Origin of the sequence: Pantoea leporis, assembly GCF_028048155.1 — a bacterium.
Classification (GTDB): Bacteria; Pseudomonadota; Gammaproteobacteria; order Enterobacterales; family Enterobacteriaceae; genus Pantoea; species Pantoea leporis.
This window is the reverse complement of record NZ_JALMEU010000001.1, coordinates 1,341,838-1,360,717: the sequence shown is the minus strand read 5'-3', so window position 1 is coordinate 1,360,717 and position 18,880 is coordinate 1,341,838. Positions and strand designations below refer to the sequence as shown.

Here is an 18,880-nt window from a genome sequence, read left to right as displayed (position 1 = left end):
CATGATGGACAATTTACGCGCGGCGTCGAATCATGTCGTGCTCAAGATTATTCTGGGATTGATCATCCTGTCTTTCGTACTCACCGGGGTGGGCAACTACCTGATCGGTGGCGGCGGTGATTATGCTGCCAAAGTTAACGGCCACGAGATCAGCCGTGCAGAGCTGGAGCAGGGTTATAACAACGAGCGCAATCGTCAGCAGCAGATGCTGGGCGATCAGTTCTCGCAGTTAGCCAGCAACGAAGGCTACATGCAGCAGATGCGCCAGCAGGCGCTGTCGCAGTTGATCGATCAGGCGTTACTTGATCAGTACATCAAAGATCTGCACATCGGCATCAGCGATGATCAGGTGAAACAGGCGATCTTCAATCAGAAAGCTTTCCAGACCAACGGTAAATTCGACAACGCCAAATACAGCGGCCTGATCACCAGCATGGGCTTCACTGCCGACCAGTATGCCGAAGCGCTGCGCAAGCAGCTGGCGACGCAGCAGCTGATTAACGCAATTGCTAACACCGATTTCATGCTAAAAGGCGAAACCAGCAAGCTGGTGGATCTGGTGTCTCAGCAGCGTGAAGTGCGTCAGGCGGTGATTGATGTCAACGCGCTGGCGGCTAAGCAGACGGTTAGCGACGACGAAGTCAGCCAATATTACCAGCAGCATCAGAATAGCTTCATGGCGCCTGAACAGTTCCGCGTGAGCTACATCAAAATGGATGCCGCTAGCATGCAGGAAACGGCCAGCGAAGCGGACATTCAGAGCTGGTACGATCAACATAAAGCGGATTATTCACAGCCACAGCGTAATCGCTACAGCGTAATCCAGACCAGGACGGAAGCTGACGCTAACGCCGTGGTTGACGCGCTGAAGAAAGGCGAAGATTTCGCCGCGCTGGCAAAAAGCAAATCCATCGACCCAATCTCAGCCCGTAAAGGGGGTGACATGGGTTGGCTGGAGCCGAGCACTACGCCAGACGAGCTGAAAAACGCCAATCTGACGCAGAAAGGCCAGCTTTCCGGCGCTATCAAATCGTCGGTTGGCTTCCTGGTGGTGCGTCTGGATGATATCCAGCCGGAGCAGGTTAAGCCGTTGGCCGATGTTCATGACATCGTTGCCGATAAAGTAAAACAAGAGAAAGCGGTTGATGCCTTCTACAAAATTCAGCAGAAAGTCAGCGAAGCAGCCAGCAACGACAACGAATCGTTGGCGGGCGCCGCGCAGGCTTCCGGCTTGAAAGTGGTAGAAACCAATTGGATCACCCGCGATAACCTGCCAGACGAGTTGAATTTCGATCAGGTTAAACAGGCGATCTTCAACGGTGGTCTGGTAGGCCAGAATGGTGCGCCGGGTAACAACTCCGACATCATCTCTGTGGATGGCGATCGTGCTTTTGTTCTGCGTATCAGCGAGCACAAACCGGAAGCGGTGAAGCCGCTGGATCAGGTAAAAGCACAGATCGTAGACTCGCTGAAGCATGATAAAGCGACGCAGCAGGCGAAAGCACAAGCAGATAAGCTGCTGGCCGATTTGAAAGCCGGTAAAGCGGATGCACTGAAGGCTGCAGGCCTGACGCTCAGCGCCAGCAAATCGTTCGATCGCAACGCGCAGGATCCTGTTGCTCAGTCGGCCTTCAATCTGCCACAACCTGCCGACAATAAACCGTCGTGGGGCGTGAGCGAAGATATGCAGGGCAATGTGGTGCTGATCGCGCTGGATAAAGTCAGCGCGGGCAACATGCCGCAGGCGCAGATCGATGAGATGGTAAAAGGCGTAACGCAGAATAACGCGCAAATCGCCTTTGAAGCGCTGCTGGAAAACCTGCGTAAAGAGGCGAAGATTAAGTACGGCGCCGCAGCACAAAACCAGTAAGCCTCACAAAAAAAATTAAATCACTGCAATACCCGAAAGGCCGCTTATGCGGCCTTTTCCATTTCTATAATTGCCCTTTTGAGCGTTGAATTGAGCTGTGACACCCTGCTGTTGCTGTCAAACACAAGGAGAAACACAGCATGGTTAAATCAACGTTTCAAGCCCTATGCATTACGCTGGCGCTGAGCGGCGCAGTTTATACCACCGGACTGGCGGCTGCCGAAAGTCCCAGTGAAACGCAGGCGACGCAAGTCTCCACGCCACAGGAAGGCCAGGTTAGCATCAATTCAGCCACCGCCGAACAACTGGCGGCGGGTATGAACGGTATCGGGCTGAAGAAGGCGCAGGCGATTGTCAGTTATCGCGAACAATACGGGCCCTTTACCGCCATTGAACAGCTCAAGGAGGTGCCGGGCATTGGTAGCGCCCTGATTGAGCGCAACAGCGCCCGGCTTAAACTGTGAAGCGTCTCGCGACTTTGAAGGATTGAAAAAGCCCGGATTCAGGCTGTGCTATGCTCAACAGGTCTTACCAGTTGTCATTCTCAGCCTGAACAAGGAGCAACAATGCAAACCACAATTAAAGTGCGCGGTTATCATCTGGATGTTTATCAGCACGTGAATAACGCGCGCTATCTGGAATTTCTGGAAGAGGCGCGCTGGCAGTGGCTGGAGGATGTCGATGCGTTTCATTGGCTGATGGAGCAGCAACTGGCGTTTGTGGTGGTGAATATCAACATTAACTATCGTCGTCCGGCGGTATTGGGCGACGTATTGAATATTGAAAGTGAAGTGTCACAGCTCAGCGGTAAAAGTGGCATCATTGCGCAGCGTGTCTTGCTGGCCAGTGATAATTCGGTGGTGGCCGATGCCGCGCTGACCTTTGTCTGTATCGATTTGCGCACGCAAAAAGCGGTGCCGATGGAAGGGGAGTTGCGCGAGCGTCTGATGTCATTGATGGTGGAAAATGAATAACTGGCGCCGATGACGCCAGTTTACCCTGCGCCTGAATCAGTTGAGGCCGCTTTTTTGTTTCATCGCTGCCATCACCGCCGGCGCGTTCGCCTGATAATCTGCCAGGCCACGGGCGCGTAAATGACAGGCCGCGCATTCGCCACAGCCATCACCTTTTACGCCGTTGTAGCAGGTAAGCGTTTCAGCGCGTACCAGCGGCAGTTGCTGCCAGTAATCGGCCAGCGCCCAGGTTTCCGCTTTATTCAGCCACATCAGCGGCGTCTCAAAACGAATATTGCGCGCCATGCCGAGGCTGACGGCGTTATTCAGTGCTTTAACAAACTCATCACGGCAATCCGGGTAGCCGGAGAAATCGGTTTCGCACACGCCGGTGATCACCGCTTCGGCTTCGACCTGATAGGCATAAATCGATGCCAGTGTCAGGAACAGGATATTACGGCCCGGTACAAAGGTACTCGGCAAACCGCTGGCATTGGGATCATAGGTCGGCACCGGAATGTTGTCGCGCGTCAGGCTGCTGACGGCTAACTCGTTGAGCAGCGTAACGTCCAGCACTTTGTGTGCGCGCGCGCCCAGCTTGTGCGACAGCTCAGCCGCAACCTCGATCTCTTCACGATGGCGTTGGCCGTAATCAAAAGTAACGCAATGCACTTCATCATAGTGTTGCAGCGCCTGAATTAAACAGGTGGTGGAGTCTTGTCCGCCACTGAATACCACAACGGCTCGTTTCATTTTTTCTTCCCCAAAAATCAGTGCGCTTATGGTACTGGCTCGGACGCAGGCTGAACAGCGCTAGCTGTGGTTGGCGGCGGAATCCAGGCGCGGGTGAAATCAAACCATCCCAAACTATTAAGCTGGATGCCCTCCACGCCGGGCGGCGCAAAAACCTGATAGCGATAGTTAAACAGCGGCAGTAAGTGGCCATCGCACATCAGCTGCTGAAACAGTTGCTGAGTCAATTCACTGCGCTGCAGTGCATCAGGTTGTTGGGCAATCGCGCTCAGTGGCGTTTGCAGAACCTGTTCGCGCAGCGGCTGCCACACCGGATCGTTCTCCAGCCAGTTCACCAGCGTAAACAGCGGTGCATCGCCAATCAGTCGATCGCCCATCACCACATCGGCCTCACTGAGATCGCTATCGTCACGCCAGCTTTTTACGTCATGGAAGATGCAGGTGAGGGCGCAGCCGTGTTGCGCCAGCAGTGGAATTAACGCCTGTGCCATCACATGCAGTTCGACCGGCAAGTGGTAATGCAGCGTTAATGTGGGCGGCAGTGCAATCGTCTCTCTTTCGGCGCGCGGTACCGGCCAGCCAGGCAGCAGCTCATGGCTCGGTGTGATTAAATCCTCATCCAGCGGCAGTTGCTGAATCACACCGCTGCGCTGAATCAGGGCAATCAGCGATTGGGCCTGTTCGGCACTGAAGTTCGCCGAGATGCGTGGCGCCAGATAGCAAAATCCCAAGCTGATACTGCGATCAACCGGACGTAGCGAGCCGAGTTCGTCAGGATCGCCAATGGCGATTTGCACCGGATGGCTGCAGCTTGTGCCGAGATCACGATCAAACAGCTGCGGTGTGATCCAGTATTCCATCCGCTGGATCAGCGGGCGCTGCAAATGCCAGCGCGCATGGCTCTCCAGCCGCACCATCTCAGTGGTGAAATGCGTGAGTTTCCACGGCCCGCTACCGATATCGGTGAATTCAGGATGCGGTAACAGACAGAACTGATGCGCCAGCCGCTGCGGCAGCCAATAATCGCTTTCGCGCAGTTGAATATGTATCGCTAGCGGATGCGGCGCTTCAATCTGTTCAATCGCCGCCAGCAGCCGCGAACCGCGTGGCGAATGCCTGATCTGTTGCAGCTGCTCAACCAACTGTGCCGCCTGCACCGGTTCATCGTTGTGCCAGCTGAGCTGTGGGCGCAGCCAGAAATACCAGTCACGGCCATTGGCATCATGCTGCCAATGGTGAGCGAGATCGCCTTCAACATCGTTATCGCGAAAGCGCGTTAACCCGGAGAAAACCTGGCGCGCCAGATGTTGCTCGGCACGTCCGGTCAGCTGCAGCGGACGCAACGGCTCCATCGCGCGGTAGTAAGGAATGCGCAGCACCGGCGATTGCTTCTGCCACTGACCGCCCATCAGTGGTCGCAGCAATTTTACTAATCGCTCGGGATGCAGATCGAGCACCTGCAGCGCCTGTACCGCCTCGCCGGCGTCGAGTTGCTGCGTTAACAACTGCTGGCGCAGCTGTTCCGGCGACACCAGGAAAGTTAGCTCACCCTGTTTGCCACGCCCGGATTCACCGCGCCACTGCAGCCAGCCGGCATCCTGCCACTGACGCAGCAGCGTGCGCATATGGCGCTCGCTGCAAAAGCAGTGTTGCGCCATCGCAGCGACGCTAAGGCGTTGCGTTTCGCCGTGGCTGAGTTGCCACAGGCGCTGAAATTGATTGACCCGATGAAGTTCACGCATAGTTAAACCCGGAACAGTTTTTAAAAAGTATTCACTATTAGTTCCGTAATTACCAGGCGATAGTAGCTGCCTCACTCAGACAGGAGAATTCGCATGGCTCGCCTCGCGGCATTTGATATGGACGGCACGCTGTTGCTGCCTTCGCACCGGTTAGGTAATGAAACGCTGGCAAGCCTGCACGCGTTGCATCAGCGCGGCGTCACGTTGGCGTTTGCCACCGGGCGCCATCTCATGGATATGCAGCGAGTACGCGAACAAATCACCTTGCCTGCGTGGCTGATTACCGGTAACGGTACGCGAATTCACGATCTTGAAGGCAACCAACTTTACGGCTGCGATTTGTCGCCATCGATGGCGGAAGAGGTGATTCATACGCATTGGCAAACGCCTGCCTCGATTCATGTTTTCAACGATGAGGGCTGGTTTACCGATAAGCCGCTGCTCGGCGCGCTGGAAGCGCATGCGATGAGTGGCTTCCATTATCAGCTGCGCGATTTGCGTCAGATGTCGGCGCATGAAGTCACGAAAATCTGTTTTATTGCGCCACATGAAATGTTGCAGGCGTTAAGAAGCGAATTGCAGGCCGCGTTGGGCGAGCGGGCCAACATTTGCTTCTCTGCGTGGGATTGTCTGGAGGTGTTGCCGGTCGATTGCCATAAAGGCGCGGCGTTGGGACGTTTGTGCCAGCATCTTTCGCTGTCGCTGGCGGATTGTATGGCGTTTGGCGATGCCATGAACGATCGCGAAATGCTGGAACGTGTTGGCAGCGGTTTCATTATGGGCAACGCCATGCATCAACTGAAAGCGTCGTTGCCCCATTTACCGATTATCGGACATTGCGAGACACAGGCGGTGTCTCACTACCTTAATCACTGGATGACCACACCACACCTCGATTATTCCCCCGAATGCTGAGGCTTACAGTGAACCGGACAGGACGTCCGGTTTTTTATTGCAGCTCACGCACCCACGGCGCAATGTCGCCGATATTCTGCTCTACCCACTGCGCATTGTAATAGGTGTCGGGATAGCGCTCACCGCTGTCACACAGCAACGTCACCAGAGAACCCTGCTCACCGTTTTCCCGCATGCGTTTTGCCACCTGCATCATGCCCCAGAAGTTGGTGCCGGTTGAAGCGCCAGGGCGACGTCCCAGCACCTTTTCCAGCTGCAGCATTGCGGCGATAGTCGCGCCATCCGGCACTTTCATCATCTCGTCAATCACGTCGGGTAAAAACGACGGTTCCACGCGCGGACGACCAATGCCTTCAATCAGGCTGCCGCGTTCGCTGCGCAGCGTTTTGTCGCGGCTCTGCCAGTAATCAAAGAACACTGAATGCTGCGGATCGACCACCAGCAGGCGCGTGTCATGGCCCTGATAGCGGATATAGCGGCCCAATGTTGCTGAGGTGCCGCCGGTACCGGCGCTCATGATCACCGTATGCGGCACCGGGAAGGGTTCGTGTGACATCTGGCGGAAAATGCTTTCGGCGATGTTGTTGTTGCCGCGCCAGTCGGTGGCGCGCTCGGCATAGGTGAACTGGTCCATAAAGTGGCCATTCAGTTCACGCGCTAAACGCTCGGATTCGCTGTACAGCTGGCAGGGATCGGCGACGAAATGGCACTCGCCACCGTAAAAACCAATCATCTCGATTTTGCGTTTCGCGGTGCTAGCGGGCATCACAGCGATAAAGGGCAAACCGAGCAAACGCGCGAAGTAAGCTTCCGATACCGCAGTACTGCCGGATGAGGCTTCAATGATCGGCGTATTTTCGTGGATCCAGCCATTCGCCAGGCCATAGAGAAAAAGGGAACGCGCCAAACGATGTTTTAAGCTGCCGCTGGGATGGGTGCTTTCATCCTTAAGATAGAAGTGAATGCCGGGAAAATCATCCAACTTAAAGCGGATCAGATGCGTATCCGCGGAGCGCTGAAAATCGGCGTTAATTTCATTGATGGCGTGGCGAACCCAGGGCGTTTGCATGTGGCATTTCCGTAATCATTATTGCGCACAGTGTAAGGCACTGGCAGGAAAAAGAGGTTGCTTTAATCGCGGTATAATGGTGCGCTTAGAGAAAATTTTTCTCCGGGAGTGGCAAATGTTAGATAAAACTGACCGCGCTTTGCTGGCAATGCTGCAGCAGGATTGCACGTTGTCGCTGCAGACGTTGGCCGATGCGGTGAATCTCACCACCACGCCGTGCTGGAAACGCCTGAAAAAACTGGAAGATGATGGCATTATTCGTGCGCGCGTGGCGCTGGTGGACGGCGAAAAAATCGGTCTGTCACTTACCGCTTTTATGTTTGTCAAAACTCAGCAGCACAGCAGCGAGTGGTTTAAGCAATTTGTCGCCGTGGTGCAGCAAATGCCGGAAGTGATGGCGTTTTACCGCATGGCGGGCGAGTACGATTATTTGCTGCGCATTCAGGTCGCGGACATGAAGAGTTACGACAGCTTTTATAAGCGCCTGGTGAACGGCGTGCCGGGACTGATAGATGTGACCTCCAGTTTTGCCATGGAAGAGATTAAATACACCACCGCCTTGCCGGTAGCGCCCTAACGGGCACAGAAAGAGACACGCTTGTGCAATTATTCAGCCAGTTAAGTTGGTATTTCCTGCGCGAGTGGCGGCGATATCTGGGCGCCGTCAGCTTGCTGATCGTTATTGCCTTACTGCAATTGCTGCCACCGCACGTGGTTGGCGTAATTGTCGACGGCGTCACCCAGCATAATTTAAGCGCCGGGCAGATCTTTATGTGGATCGGCGTGATGCTGGTGACGGCGGTGATTGTCTATCTGCTGCGCTACGTCTGGCGCGTGCTGCTGTTTGGCGCATCCTATCAATTAGCCGTTGAGCTACGTGAAGATTTTTATCGCCAGCTCAGCCGCCAGCATCCGGCATTTTATCTGCGCCATCGCACTGGCGATCTGATCGCTCGCGCCACCAATGATGTGGATCGCGTGGTGTTTGCCGCCGGTGAAGGCGTGCTGACGCTGGTGGATTCGCTGGTGATGGGATTGGTGGTGCTGATTGTGATGAGCACCCAAATTAGCTGGCAACTGACGTTACTGGCGCTGATCCCGATGCCAATTATGGCTTTCGCCATCCAGAAAGACGGTGCCCGCTTGCATCAACGTTTCAAAGTGGCGCAGGCGGCGTTTTCAAGCCTGAACGATCAAACCCAGGAAAGCCTGACCAGCATCCGTATGATCAAAGCATTTGGCCTCGAAGATCACCAGTCGCAGCAGTTTGCCGGCATTGCTGCTGATACCGGCAAGAAAAACCTGCATGTGGCGCGCGTCGATGCGCGTTTCGATCCGATCATTTATATCGCCGTTGGCTTCTCCAACCTGCTGGCGATTGCCGGTGGCGGCTGGATGGTGTGGAACGGCAGTTTGACGCTCGGGCAACTCACCAGCTTTGTGATGTACCTCGGCCTGATGATTTGGCCGATGCTGGCGCTGGCGTGGATGATCAACATCGTTGAGCGCGGCAGTGCGGCGTGGAGCCGTATCCGTTCCTTGCTGGCGGAAGCGCCGGCGGTTGAAGATGGTCAGAAGGTGTTACCGCCTGAGCCTGGCATCCTGCAGGTTGCCATTCGTGAGTTCCGCTATCCGGCCAGTTCTGGCCCGGTGCTGAGCCATCTTAATTTCCAGTTAAAACCGGGCCAAATGCTGGGATTATGTGGGCCAACCGGCTGCGGCAAGAGCACGCTCCTAAGCTTGATTCAGCGCCACTTCGACATCGATCAAGGCGATATTCGCTACCATAATACGCCGCTGCCGCAGTTGCGGCTCGATAGCTGGCGCAGCCGGCTGGCGGTCGTCAGCCAGACGCCTTTCCTGTTCTCCGATACCATTGCCGCCAATCTGGCGCTGGGTCGCCCGAATGCGACGCAGCAAGAGCTGGAGCGCGTGGCAACCATGGCCTGCGTGCACGATGATATTCTGCGCCTGCCACAAGGTTATGAGACCGAAGTGGGCGAACGCGGCGTGATGTTATCGGGCGGACAGAAGCAGCGCATAGCGATTGCACGCGCGCTGCTGCTGAATGCCGAAATCCTGATTCTGGATGATGCGCTGTCGGCGGTTGATGGCCGCACTGAACATGACATCCTGCATAACCTGCGTCAGTGGGGCAAAGGGCGCACCTTGATTATCAGCGCGCATCGTCTGTCGGCGCTCACTGAAGCGAGTGAAATTCTGGTGCTGCAGCAGGGTGCCGTGGCGCAGCGTGGCGATCATGAAACTCTGGCGGGCAAAGAGGGGTGGTATCGCGATATGTACCGTTATCAGCAGCTGGAAGCCGCACTGGATGACGATGAAGTGGCAGAAGGAGCTAGCCGTGGCTAAATCACAACGTTTATGGCCGACGCTGAAACGACTGCTGGCGTATGGCAAACCGTGGCGTAAATCGCTGTGGCTGGCGGTCGGCATGCTGTGGATTGCGGCGGCAGCCGAAGTGACCGGACCGGTGCTGGTAAGCTACTTCATCGATAATCTGGTGGCGAAACATCAGATGCCGTGGGGCATCGTCGCGGGCCTGCTGGTGGGCTTTGTCCTGCTGCAATTGCTGGCCGCCGGTTTGCACTATTTTCAGGCGTTGCTGTTTAACCGCGCGGCGATTGGCGTGGTGCAGCAATTGCGCGTGGACGTGATGAACGCGGCGTTGCGCCAGCCGCTCAGCGCCTTCGATACGCAGCCGGTCGGCCAAATCATCTCGCGCGTCACCAATGACACCGAAGTGATCAAAGATCTCTACGTCACCGTGGTGGCCACAGTGTTGCGGGCTGCCGCGTTGATTGGCGCGATGCTGGTGGCGATGTTCTCCCTCGACTGGCGCATGGCGTTGGTAGCGATCGTGATTTTCCCGCTGGTGCTGACGGTGATGATGATTTATCAGCGCTTTAGCACGCCGATTGCGCGTCGCGTGCGAAGCTATCTGGCGGACATCAACAACGGCTTCAATGAAGTGATCAACGGCATGAGCGTGATCCAGCAGTTCCGCCAGCAGGCGCGCTTTGGTGAACGCATGGGCGAAGCCAGCCGTTCACACTATCTGGCGCGTATGGAAACGCTGCGGCTGGATGGCTTTTTGTTGCGCCCGTTGTTGAGTCTGTTTTCGGCCATGATTCTGTGCGGTTTGCTGATGCTGTTCAGCTTCGCCACGCCGGGCGTGTTTGAAGTCGGTGTGCTGTATGCCTTTATTACCTATCTTGGCCGCCTCAATGAACCGCTGATTGAACTCACCACGCAGCAGTCGATGCTGCAACAGGCGGTGGTGTCCGGCGAGCGTATCTTCGAACTGATGGATGCGGAGCAGCAAGGTTACGGCAGCGATAGTCTGCCGCTGGCCTCCGGCAGCATCTCGCTGCGGGATGTGAGCTTTGCCTATCGCGATAATCGCGATGTGCTCAGCCACATCAATCTCGAAGTGCCGGCGCGTCATTTTGTTGCGCTGGTGGGGCACACCGGCAGCGGGAAAAGCACGCTGGCGAATCTGCTGATGGGCTATTACCCGGTAACGCGCGGCAGTATCGAACTGGATGGTCGCCCGCTGCCGCAGCTGTCGCACGCCGCTTTACGTCAAAGCGTTGCGATGGTGCAACAGGATCCGGTGGTGCTGGCGGATTCGCTGCTGGCCAACGTGCGTTTGGGGCGCGATATCCCGGAAGATCAGGTGTGGCAGGCGCTGGAGACGGTGCAGCTGGCACCGCTGGCGCGCAGCATGGCGGACGGCATCCATACGCGTTTAGGCGAGCAGGGCAATAATCTGTCGGTTGGGCAGAAACAGCTGCTGGCGCTGGCGCGCGTGCTGGTGTCATTACCGCAAATCCTGATCCTCGACGAAGCCACGGCCAATATCGATTCCGGCACGGAACAGGCGATTCAGCAGGCGTTACGTGCACTACGCCAGCACAGCACGTTGGTGGTGATTGCGCATCGCCTTTCCACCATTACCGAAGCCGATCAGATTTTAGTGCTGCATCGCGGTCAGGTGGTTGAACGCGGTACGCATGCTGAGCTGCTGGCCGAGCAGGGCCGTTACTGGCAGATGTATCAGCTGCAGCAGGCCGGCGATGAACTCGCGGCGGGCATCCCCGTACAAGCCGAAGGGTGAATTGCACCTTTTTTGCACAGTTTTATCGGAATGTTCTGTATTGATGCACTTCTTTGAGGCTTGAAGCACCAAAGAAGTGCAATATTGCAACACCTTTCCTCTTCCTCCTCCGCAATCTGCGCTGTGCTTCACATAACGAAGCGTGATGCAGCGCGCCTATGCTACTGACATTCCCCTTTTTTTATTTATGGCACAGCCTTTGCTTATATCCCTACGTGTCCGCGAAGACTCACTCAATTTCTTATCCGGAGGGGAACGTATGAAGCTGGTTACCGTGGTAATCAAACCATTTAAGCTGGAGGACGTGCGTGAAGCCTTATCCTCTATTGGCATTCAGGGACTGACCGTTACCGAGGTTAAAGGTTTTGGTCGCCAGAAAGGTCACGCAGAGCTTTATCGCGGTGCCGAGTACAGCGTTAACTTCCTGCCAAAAGTAAAAATTGATATCGCTATTGCGGACGACCAACTTGATGAAGTGGTCGATGTCATCAGCAAAGCCGCGTATACCGGCAAAATTGGCGACGGCAAGATTTTCGTCGCAGAACTGCAGCGCGTCATTCGTATTCGTACCGGCGAGACCGACGAAGCAGCACTGTAACTGGGGCTCTGAATTGTGATGGGATGGAAAGAAATGAATAAACTGATAACGAAGTTGGGCCTCACCAGCCTTGCGCTGTTACCTTCTCTGGCGATGGCGGCCGCCCCTGCAGTAGCGGATAAAGCCGATAACGCCTTTATGATGATCTGTACCGCCTTGGTACTGTTTATGTCGATTCCCGGCATTGCGCTGTTCTACGGCGGTTTGATTCGCGGCAAGAACGTGCTGTCGATGCTGACGCAGGTTGCGGTGACCTTCTCACTGGTTTGCGTGCTGTGGGTAATTTACGGCTACTCACTGGCGTTCAGTGAAGGCAACGCCTTCTTCGGTAGCTTCCAGTGGGCGATGCTGAAAAATATTGAGTTGAAAGCGCTGATGGGCAGCTTCTATCAGTACATTCACATCGCGTTCCAGGCTTCCTTCGCCTGTATCACCGTCGGCCTGATTGTTGGTGCGCTGGCTGAACGTATTCGCTTCTCTGCGGTATTGATCTTCGTGGTGGTATGGCTGACGCTGGCTTATCTGCCAATCGCACACATGGTATGGGCTGGTGGCTTGCTGGCGCAAGATGGCGCGCTCGACTTCGCGGGCGGTACCGTGGTTCACATCAACGCCGCCGTTGCAGGCCTGGTGGGGGCTTACCTGGTGGGCAAACGTGCTGGTTTCGGCAAAGAGGCCTTCAAACCACACAACCTGCCGATGGTGTTCCTCGGTACCGCGATTCTGTATGTGGGCTGGTTCGGCTTCAACGCTGGTTCTGCTTCCTCAGCTAACGAAATCGCTGCGCTGGCGTTCCTGAATACCGTGGTGGCTACAGCGGGTGCGGTGCTGTCGTGGGTGTTTGGCGAGTGGGCGGTACGCGGTAAACCTTCTCTGCTTGGCGCCTGCTCGGGCTTCATCGCCGGTCTGGTGGCGATTACCCCAGCTTGTGGTTATGTGGGTGTCGGCGGCGCGCTGATTATCGGTCTGGCGGGTGGTTTAGCCGGTCTGTGGGGCGTAACAACCCTGAAGAAATGGCTGCGCGTTGATGACCCATGTGATGTGTTCGGTGTGCACGGCGTGTGTGGCATCCTTGGTTGTATCCTGACCGGCGTGTTCGCGTCCTCTTCACTGGGCGGCGTAGGCTACGCAGAAGGCGTGACCATGGGCCATCAGGTTTGGATTCAGCTGTTCAGCGTAGGTGTGACCATCGTCTGGACTGCGGTGGTGGCCTTCATCGGCTTCAAACTGGCGGATATGATTGTTGGCCTGCGTGTTCCGGAAGATCAGGAACGTGAAGGTCTGGATGTGAACAGCCACGGCGAGAACGCTTACAACCAGTAACCGCCGGGCTAAAGAAGAGCAGTGCGCTAAAATTATAAAAAACAGAAGGGGCGATATTATCGCCCCTTTTTTTATGCGTCGCGTTGACGCATCACGCCTTCCTGCACCGTGGTCGCCACCAGTCGGCCATCCTGGGTATAAAACTCACCCCGCACAAAACCGCGCGCGCCCGAGGCGGAAGTGCTCACCACGCTGTACATCAGCCATTCAGACAAGTCGAACGGACGATGGAACCACATTGAGTGATCGATGGTTGCAACCTGCATATCGGCTTCGAGGAAGCCTTTACCGTGCGGCTGCAGCGCCACCGGCAGGAAGTTGAGATCCGAGGCATAGCCCAGCAGGTATTGATGGATACGACGATCGGCCGGTAACTCGCCGTTGGCACGAATCCACACCTGACGCAGCGGCTCATCGACGTGGCCTTTCAGCGGGTTATGAATTTGCACCGGACGAATATCCAGCGGACGCTCGGCGAGGAATTTTTCTTTCAGCTTGAGTGGCAGATGCGCGGCCAGCTTTTTCGCCAAATCCTGTTCCGATGGTAGATTATCCGGGCCCGGCACCTGCGGCATTTCATTCTGATGCTCGAAGCCGCTTTCAGGTGCCTGGAACGAAGCCGTCATGTAGAAGATCGGCTGACCATTCTGTACCGCGCTAACGCGGCGTGCGCTGAAGCTTTTGCCGTCACGCAGCGTTTCGACATCATAAATGATGGCTTTTTGGCTATCGCCCGGACGTAGAAAGTAGCTGTGGAAGGAGTGAATGATGCGCTCTTCCGGCACCGTTTGTTTCGCAGCATACAGCGCCTGGCCGACTACCTGGCCACCAAACACCTGGCGCAAGCCCAGATCTTCGCTCTGACCACGAAACAGGCCTTCTTCCAGTTTTTCCAGATTTAATAAATTAAGCAGGTTGTGCAGTGCCTGGCTCATAGCGGATTCCTCAGCGTGACTCATCGCGTCAGTGTGAAAGATCCGACCAGTTTCCGTCAATGATTTTGCCGCGATTTCAGCGGGCTGGCGGAGGGTTTAGGCGCAATGCCGATATTTGTGCCAGAATTAAGGTCATTCGGCGGCTGAAAAGCTAAGCAATGAATTTACCGCCGACAATCATAGTGTTCATAAGGAGACGACATCGATGAAACTCTGGCAAGTTATTAGCGGTATGACCCTGGCTGCGGCGATTACCGGTTGTGCGGACCACAGCAAGCCGGTAGCCACGCCTACACTCGGCTCAGCGGTAGCGGGGCAGCAGGCCGCGATTGCGCAGCCTAATGTCAGTGGTTCGGTGTATATCCGCCAGCGCATTGCGCTGCCGCCGGATTCTGTGCTGACCGTTACGCTATCAGATGCATCGCTGGCCGACGCGCCTTCAAAAGTGCTGTCGCAGCGCGTGGTGCGTACTGAAGGGAAACAGTCGCCGTTCCAGTTTGTCTTGCCGTTTAATCCGGCTGACATCCAGCCGAACGCGCGCATTCTGTTGAGTGCGGCGATTTCGATTGATGGCAAGCTGGCGTTTATCACCGATACGGTGAAACCGGTGATTAATCAGGGCGGCACAAAAGCCGAACTGCTGTTGGTGCCAGTGACCAACGTCGCGATGCAAACCCAGCCGGGAGCAGCAACAACAGTGCCTTCGACTTCACCTACGCAGGTGACGCCATCTGCTTCGGTGCCGGCACCGACAAGTCTGTAATCTACCAAACGGCACAGGCCAAGCGCACAGGCCCGCTGCCGTGGAGTAAAGCGTCACACGCCATGGATGGCGTGTGCCGAGCGATCAGGGACGAGACAGCGCCTTTACGTAACGGCTGCAGGCCTGTGCGCGACATATCGCACCGCTAAATTTCCCACCGATATTTCTCTAACTCGATCTCCCCAGCATCGCTCACTTCAATTCCTTCCGCTTCCAGCGCATCGCGCTGACGTAACAAGTCGTCACCCTGCAGTGAAATGCGGCCATGGCGATTGATAACGCGAAACCAGGGTAATTTACTGCCTTCCGGCAAACGGCGTAATACGCCACCCACCTGGCGTGCCGCACGCGGCGAACCCGCTAATTGCGCAACATCCCCGTAAGTAGTGACTTTTCCCGGGGGAATGGCCGCGATGATCTGCCAGACGCGCTCAGAGAAATTGTTTTGGTCGCTCATATGCGCACCTATTTTCATCTGGAAAGGGCAAACTTTAGCATGCAGAAGGGTAGACATCAGCGCATTGCTGTGTGCTTGTGCAAGAAACCAACGGTTGTCGGGCCTGCGCTTGCAATTGCCGGGGGCATACTTGATAATGCCTGCGTTCTCGAAATGAGGGCTTGTCAATGGGGGCCCTGTTGGTTCTCCCGCAATGCTAACTTGTGAACTCGGTCAGATCCGGAAGGAAGCAGCCGCAGCAGGCGACGCGTGTGCCGGGATGTAGCTGGCAGGGCCCCCACCAATTTGTACCCGCCTCATACTCCACAGAATTTTACGCACAGAGAAATCTGGCAATCCTTTGCCGGTGATTCAATCCTTGATCAAAACGATGATGGTGCAGATCGGCTGTTAGGGGAAAAACTTAGCGGACGAACTTCCAGACAGAAACCGGTACTTTATCGTAAAGCTTATTCATGGTCAGTTCAGCCAGACGATGATCGGCTGCCGAATAGAATACCGCGAGTTCATTATCAGGTAATTCATACTTGTTTTTTTCGATAACCCGTTCAAGGGTATCGATTGAGCGACAGCGGCGCAGTCGCATCAAATAATCTGTTTTAGTTAAGGCTTGGTTGCTCATAAATAAACCGGTCTCAGTCTGGTGCTAAAAGGAATGGCTAGGTTGTTGGAGATAAGCGCACTCTTCGGCAAACAGATTAAATAAGCGTTTTGCTGAACGCTGCCACCGTTGTAGATCCTGAGTATTGATTCCATAGCTGCTGAACAGCATAAAGGTATCGTCAAGATATTCATCGATTTGCGTAATCAGGGCTTCATCTTCAACGTGCTTAATTTTGTAATTCATCGTGAAAGAAGCGATATGCTCAATCAAATCGTTGAGCTGTAAATTGCTTTCCGAAGTAGGATCATTAACCCAACCATGATGGCTGTCAGTCAATGTCGCCATACTTTCGTCGAACAGGTTCTCACACAGGTATTTAAGCTGGGCAATATCATGCCGTTTCGGTGAGTATTCGTCCATCTTTTTCCCCTCCATAGCTAGCACAGTTACCGCAGCGCGGCGAGATTAAGAAAAGCTACCAGGAAGCGATATCGAATAAAATTGAATTCAGCGACTCCTTAAATGTAATCCACAATCATTAGCTTTGCTCACCTCAATTACCAAATATTACAATTCATCGGCGGGAGAGGGGCGCTCATTGTCAATCACGTCAAACACCAGCGCGCCGGGCTTTACCTGAAACAACACTTCTTCACGACGCGTAAACGTTTCATTTAAATCCAGGCAAGGATTAAATAAATTCCAGCTGAAATCGTAAAGCATTTTAAATCGATTATTGTCGGTTGGTTGAATAGAAATAATCTGGAAGCTATCGGGAACTAATTGCGCGTTTTGAGAATACCACTGTAAATCACCGGCTAATGCCTCGGCTATTTTGAGAATATTCCCCTGGATAATTCTAACCAACTTTTCGCAATCGTCCTCATCCACAGCAATATCACAATGAATAATAGACGGCATTTTGTATCCAGTAAAAGAATGATGTTTCTATCATTGTGCTTATTGAGTGACATTGCAAGTCGCTAATAAACAGAAAGAGTAATCGTTGTGATGGGTTTCATAACACAATCATGGCGAAACGGCGAATTAGCGCGGCTATCTTCATGATCGATCAACTTTTGAAACACTTTTGCCTGGGCGTAATTGAGGATGAGTCGGGTATGATAATTGTTATGTTATAACATTATTGGTTGTTGAGTATGAATCACAGCGGTTTACTTCTTTCCCTTGGCGGCCGTTTGCTGGTTGCACTGATGCTGATTGCCTTGCTAGCGCTGGCCCTATATTGGGGCATGCAGAAATGATGCATTTCAACCGCTTACAAGCCGGTTATCAAGGCCGTGCGGTGACGCCGGTCGTTAACGGTGAGCTGGCAACGGGCAGCATGACGGCGCTGATTGGCGCTAACGGCACCGGCAAATCGACATTACTAAAAACCATTGCCGGCTTACTACCGCCAATTTCCGGCAACTGCGAATTGCACATCCCACGCAAAGCCCTGGGCTGGTTACCGCAACGCAGTGAACTTGAAACCCGCTTTCCTCTTACTGCCTATGAACTGGTGGCGATGGGCTGCTGGCCACGCTGCGGCTGGTTTGGTGGAATCAATCGCGCCTTGCGCCTGGAAATCGATGCCGCGCTGGATGCGGTACAAATGCGTGAGTTCGCCGATGCGCAGCCATCGACGTTATCTGGCGGGCAACTGCAGCGCGTGCTGTTCGCGCGCTTAATGCTGCAGCGCAGCCAGCTGTGGCTGCTGGATGAACCCTTCAACGGCATTGATAGCCAAACCGTCACCTTGCTGATGTCGATCCTCGAACAGCAGCAGCAGGCGGGCACCACGTTATTAGTCGTGCTACACGATCGTCCGCTGGTGGCGCGCTATTTTCAGGATGTGCTATCGCTCGATGACGCTGATGCCGCACAAACTCCAACGTTGCATAGGGTGGCGTCGTGACCTTACTCCAACCCTTTATCGAATTTGGTTTTATGCGCCGTGCGCTGGTGGCCTGCGTTGCATTAGCGATCAGCGCCACGCCGCTGGGCGTTTTCCTTTCCCTGCGCCGCATGAGTCTGGTCGGCGATGCGTTATCGCATGCTGTGTTACCCGGCGCGGCGATTGGTTATCTGGTGTCGGGATTATCGCTGGTGGCGATGGGTATCGGCGGCCTGATTGCCGGGTTGGCGGTGGCGCTGCTCTCGGGAGCGGTTAGCCGTTATACGCATCTTAAAGAGGATGCCAGTTTTTCCGGTTTCTACCTCGGTTCTCTTGCGCTGGGCGTCACGCTGGTGTCGCTGCGCGGCTCCAGCGTCGATCTGCTGCACGTGTTATTTGGATCGCTGCTGGCGGTGGATAACGCGGCGATTCTGCTGGTCGGCAGCATTGCGGCTACGACCTTGCTGCTGCTGGCGGTGATCTTCCGTCCGCTGGTGATCGATGCCTTCGATCCCGATTTCCTGCGCGCTCAGGGCAAATGGAGCGCACCGCTGGTGCACGGTCTGTTTCTGATGCTGGTGGTGCTCAATCTGGTGGCGGGCTTTCAGGTGCTGGGCACGCTGATGTCGGTGGGATTGATGATGTTGCCGGCCACCAGCGCACGCTTCTGGAGCCGCCATCTGGCTTTCATGCTCGGCATCGCCATGCTGCTGGCGATCGTCTCAGCATTTATCGGCCTGATTCTTTCGTGGCATTTCTCGCTGCCGGCTGGACCGGCGGTGGTGCTCAGTGCTGCGGTACTGTTTCTGCTTTCTGTTTTGACAGGACCATGTGGCGGCCTGTTGCGCCGTCGATAACCAAAC

At 55.0% G+C, this 18,880-nt stretch carries 20 protein-coding genes and 1 other RNA gene; 13 read left to right on the top strand and 8 right to left on the bottom strand.

All coding sequences use genetic code 11. From position 1 onward, the window contains the following. Nucleotide 1 precedes the first annotated feature (1 nt). The 3 genes from ppiD to MWH02_RS06455 all read left to right on the top strand — a co-directional run bounded on the left by ppiD (nt 2) and on the right by MWH02_RS06455 (nt 2,844). Nucleotides 2–1,870, top strand: a complete 1,869-nt coding sequence (gene ppiD / locus MWH02_RS06465) for a peptidylprolyl isomerase (RefSeq protein ID WP_110867834.1) — start codon at nt 2–4, stop codon at nt 1,868–1,870. A gap of 140 nt (nt 1,871–2,010) precedes the next feature. Next, complete coding sequence (locus MWH02_RS06460; protein WP_271460108.1) at nt 2,011–2,334, top strand: ComEA family DNA-binding protein; 324 nt, start codon at nt 2,011–2,013, stop codon at nt 2,332–2,334. Nucleotides 2,335–2,436: 102 nt separating this feature from the next. Next, complete coding sequence (locus MWH02_RS06455) at nt 2,437–2,844, top strand: acyl-CoA thioesterase (RefSeq protein ID WP_101762420.1); 408 nt, start codon at nt 2,437–2,439, stop codon at nt 2,842–2,844. A 36-nt stretch (nt 2,845–2,880) separates the two neighbouring features. Here the strand turns inward: MWH02_RS06455 and queC are convergent, their stop codons facing one another. After that, the gene (gene queC / locus MWH02_RS06450) at nt 2,881–3,576 is read right to left on the bottom strand and encodes a 7-cyano-7-deazaguanine synthase QueC (RefSeq protein WP_101762419.1); all 696 of its coding nucleotides are present in this window, start codon (nt 3,574–3,576) and stop codon (nt 2,881–2,883) included. A gap of 26 nt (nt 3,577–3,602) precedes the next feature. Next, on the bottom strand, nt 3,603–5,318 hold the full coding sequence (locus MWH02_RS06445; RefSeq protein ID WP_271460107.1) for an SgrR family transcriptional regulator: 1,716 nt from the start codon (nt 5,316–5,318) through the stop codon (nt 3,603–3,605). 93 nt (nt 5,319–5,411) lie between these two features. Here MWH02_RS06445 and cof point away from each other — a divergent pair, with 93 nt between their 5' ends. Beyond that, on the top strand, nt 5,412–6,233 hold the full coding sequence (cof, locus tag MWH02_RS06440; RefSeq protein ID WP_271460106.1) for an HMP-PP phosphatase: 822 nt from the start codon (nt 5,412–5,414) through the stop codon (nt 6,231–6,233). A gap of 34 nt (nt 6,234–6,267) precedes the next feature. Here cof and MWH02_RS06435 read toward each other — a convergent pair whose 3' ends face one another. Further along, complete coding sequence (locus MWH02_RS06435) at nt 6,268–7,302, bottom strand: PLP-dependent cysteine synthase family protein (RefSeq protein WP_110867738.1); 1,035 nt, start codon at nt 7,300–7,302, stop codon at nt 6,268–6,270. A gap of 115 nt (nt 7,303–7,417) precedes the next feature. Here MWH02_RS06435 and MWH02_RS06430 point away from each other — a divergent pair, with 115 nt between their 5' ends. The 5 genes from MWH02_RS06430 (at nt 7,418) to amtB (ending at nt 13,361) form a co-directional block, all read left to right on the top strand. After that, nucleotides 7,418–7,879, top strand: coding sequence for an Lrp/AsnC family transcriptional regulator (locus MWH02_RS06430; protein ID WP_137385279.1), 462 nt, complete (start codon nt 7,418–7,420; stop codon nt 7,877–7,879). Between the two features lie 23 nt (nt 7,880–7,902). After that, a complete protein-coding gene (locus tag MWH02_RS06425) occupies nt 7,903–9,672 on the top strand; it encodes a SmdA family multidrug ABC transporter permease/ATP-binding protein (protein WP_137385280.1) in 1,770 nt (589 codons plus the stop codon). Beyond that, complete coding sequence (locus tag MWH02_RS06420) at nt 9,665–11,440, top strand: SmdB family multidrug efflux ABC transporter permease/ATP-binding protein (RefSeq protein WP_192414041.1); 1,776 nt, start codon at nt 9,665–9,667, stop codon at nt 11,438–11,440. Before MWH02_RS06425 ends, MWH02_RS06420 begins: the two co-directional genes overlap by 8 nt. Before the next feature lie 259 nt (nt 11,441–11,699). Then, nucleotides 11,700–12,038 carry a P-II family nitrogen regulator gene (glnK, locus tag MWH02_RS06415; protein ID WP_007886947.1) on the top strand — a complete coding sequence of 113 codons (339 nt, stop codon included), beginning with the start codon at nt 11,700–11,702 and terminating at the stop codon, nt 12,036–12,038. A 33-nt stretch (nt 12,039–12,071) separates the two neighbouring features. Beyond that, entirely contained in the window at nt 12,072–13,361 is a 1,290-nt protein-coding gene (gene amtB, locus MWH02_RS06410) for an ammonium transporter AmtB (RefSeq protein ID WP_101762414.1), read from the top strand. A 71-nt stretch (nt 13,362–13,432) separates the two neighbouring features. Here amtB and tesB read toward each other — a convergent pair whose 3' ends face one another. After that, nucleotides 13,433–14,296, bottom strand: a complete 864-nt coding sequence (tesB, locus tag MWH02_RS06405; protein ID WP_271460105.1) for an acyl-CoA thioesterase II — start codon at nt 14,294–14,296, stop codon at nt 13,433–13,435. A 205-nt stretch (nt 14,297–14,501) separates the two neighbouring features. Between tesB and MWH02_RS06400 the strand changes: the two genes are divergently transcribed. After that, nucleotides 14,502–15,059, top strand: coding sequence for a YbaY family lipoprotein (locus tag MWH02_RS06400; protein ID WP_110867736.1), 558 nt, complete (start codon nt 14,502–14,504; stop codon nt 15,057–15,059). 145 nt (nt 15,060–15,204) lie between these two features. On the opposite strand, the gene MWH02_RS06395 is transcribed toward MWH02_RS06400, so the two are convergent. Then, nucleotides 15,205–15,516: an MGMT family protein gene (locus tag MWH02_RS06395; RefSeq protein WP_271460104.1), complete on the bottom strand. Its 312-nt coding sequence runs from the start codon at nt 15,514–15,516 to the stop codon at nt 15,205–15,207. Between the two features lie 177 nt (nt 15,517–15,693). Here MWH02_RS06395 and ffs point away from each other — a divergent pair. Then, nucleotides 15,694–15,790: signal recognition particle sRNA small type (gene ffs / locus MWH02_RS06390), an RNA gene on the top strand. Nucleotides 15,791–15,919: 129 nt separating this feature from the next. Here the strand turns inward: ffs and hha are convergent. The 3 genes from hha to MWH02_RS06375 form a co-directional block, all read right to left on the bottom strand. After that, entirely contained in the window at nt 15,920–16,138 is a 219-nt protein-coding gene (hha, locus tag MWH02_RS06385; protein WP_007886938.1) for a hemolysin expression-modulating protein Hha, read from the bottom strand. Nucleotides 16,139–16,162: 24 nt separating this feature from the next. Next, nucleotides 16,163–16,540 (bottom strand): Hha toxicity modulator TomB, encoded by a 378-nt coding sequence (tomB, locus tag MWH02_RS06380; RefSeq protein WP_007886936.1) that lies wholly within the window; start codon nt 16,538–16,540, stop codon nt 16,163–16,165. A 147-nt stretch (nt 16,541–16,687) separates the two neighbouring features. After that, the gene (locus tag MWH02_RS06375; RefSeq protein WP_101762410.1) at nt 16,688–17,041 is read right to left on the bottom strand and encodes a hypothetical protein; all 354 of its coding nucleotides are present in this window, start codon (nt 17,039–17,041) and stop codon (nt 16,688–16,690) included. A 340-nt stretch (nt 17,042–17,381) separates the two neighbouring features. Here MWH02_RS06375 and MWH02_RS06370 point away from each other — a divergent pair, with 340 nt between their 5' ends. Both MWH02_RS06370 and MWH02_RS06365 read left to right on the top strand, forming a co-directional pair. Beyond that, the gene (locus tag MWH02_RS06370) at nt 17,382–18,038 is read left to right on the top strand and encodes a metal ABC transporter ATP-binding protein (RefSeq protein ID WP_101762409.1); all 657 of its coding nucleotides are present in this window, start codon (nt 17,382–17,384) and stop codon (nt 18,036–18,038) included. Next, nucleotides 18,035–18,874 (top strand): metal ABC transporter permease, encoded by an 840-nt coding sequence (locus tag MWH02_RS06365; RefSeq protein WP_271460103.1) that lies wholly within the window; start codon nt 18,035–18,037, stop codon nt 18,872–18,874. The genes MWH02_RS06370 and MWH02_RS06365 overlap by 4 nt, the downstream gene beginning before the upstream one ends. Nucleotides 18,875–18,880: the final 6 nt, after the last annotated feature.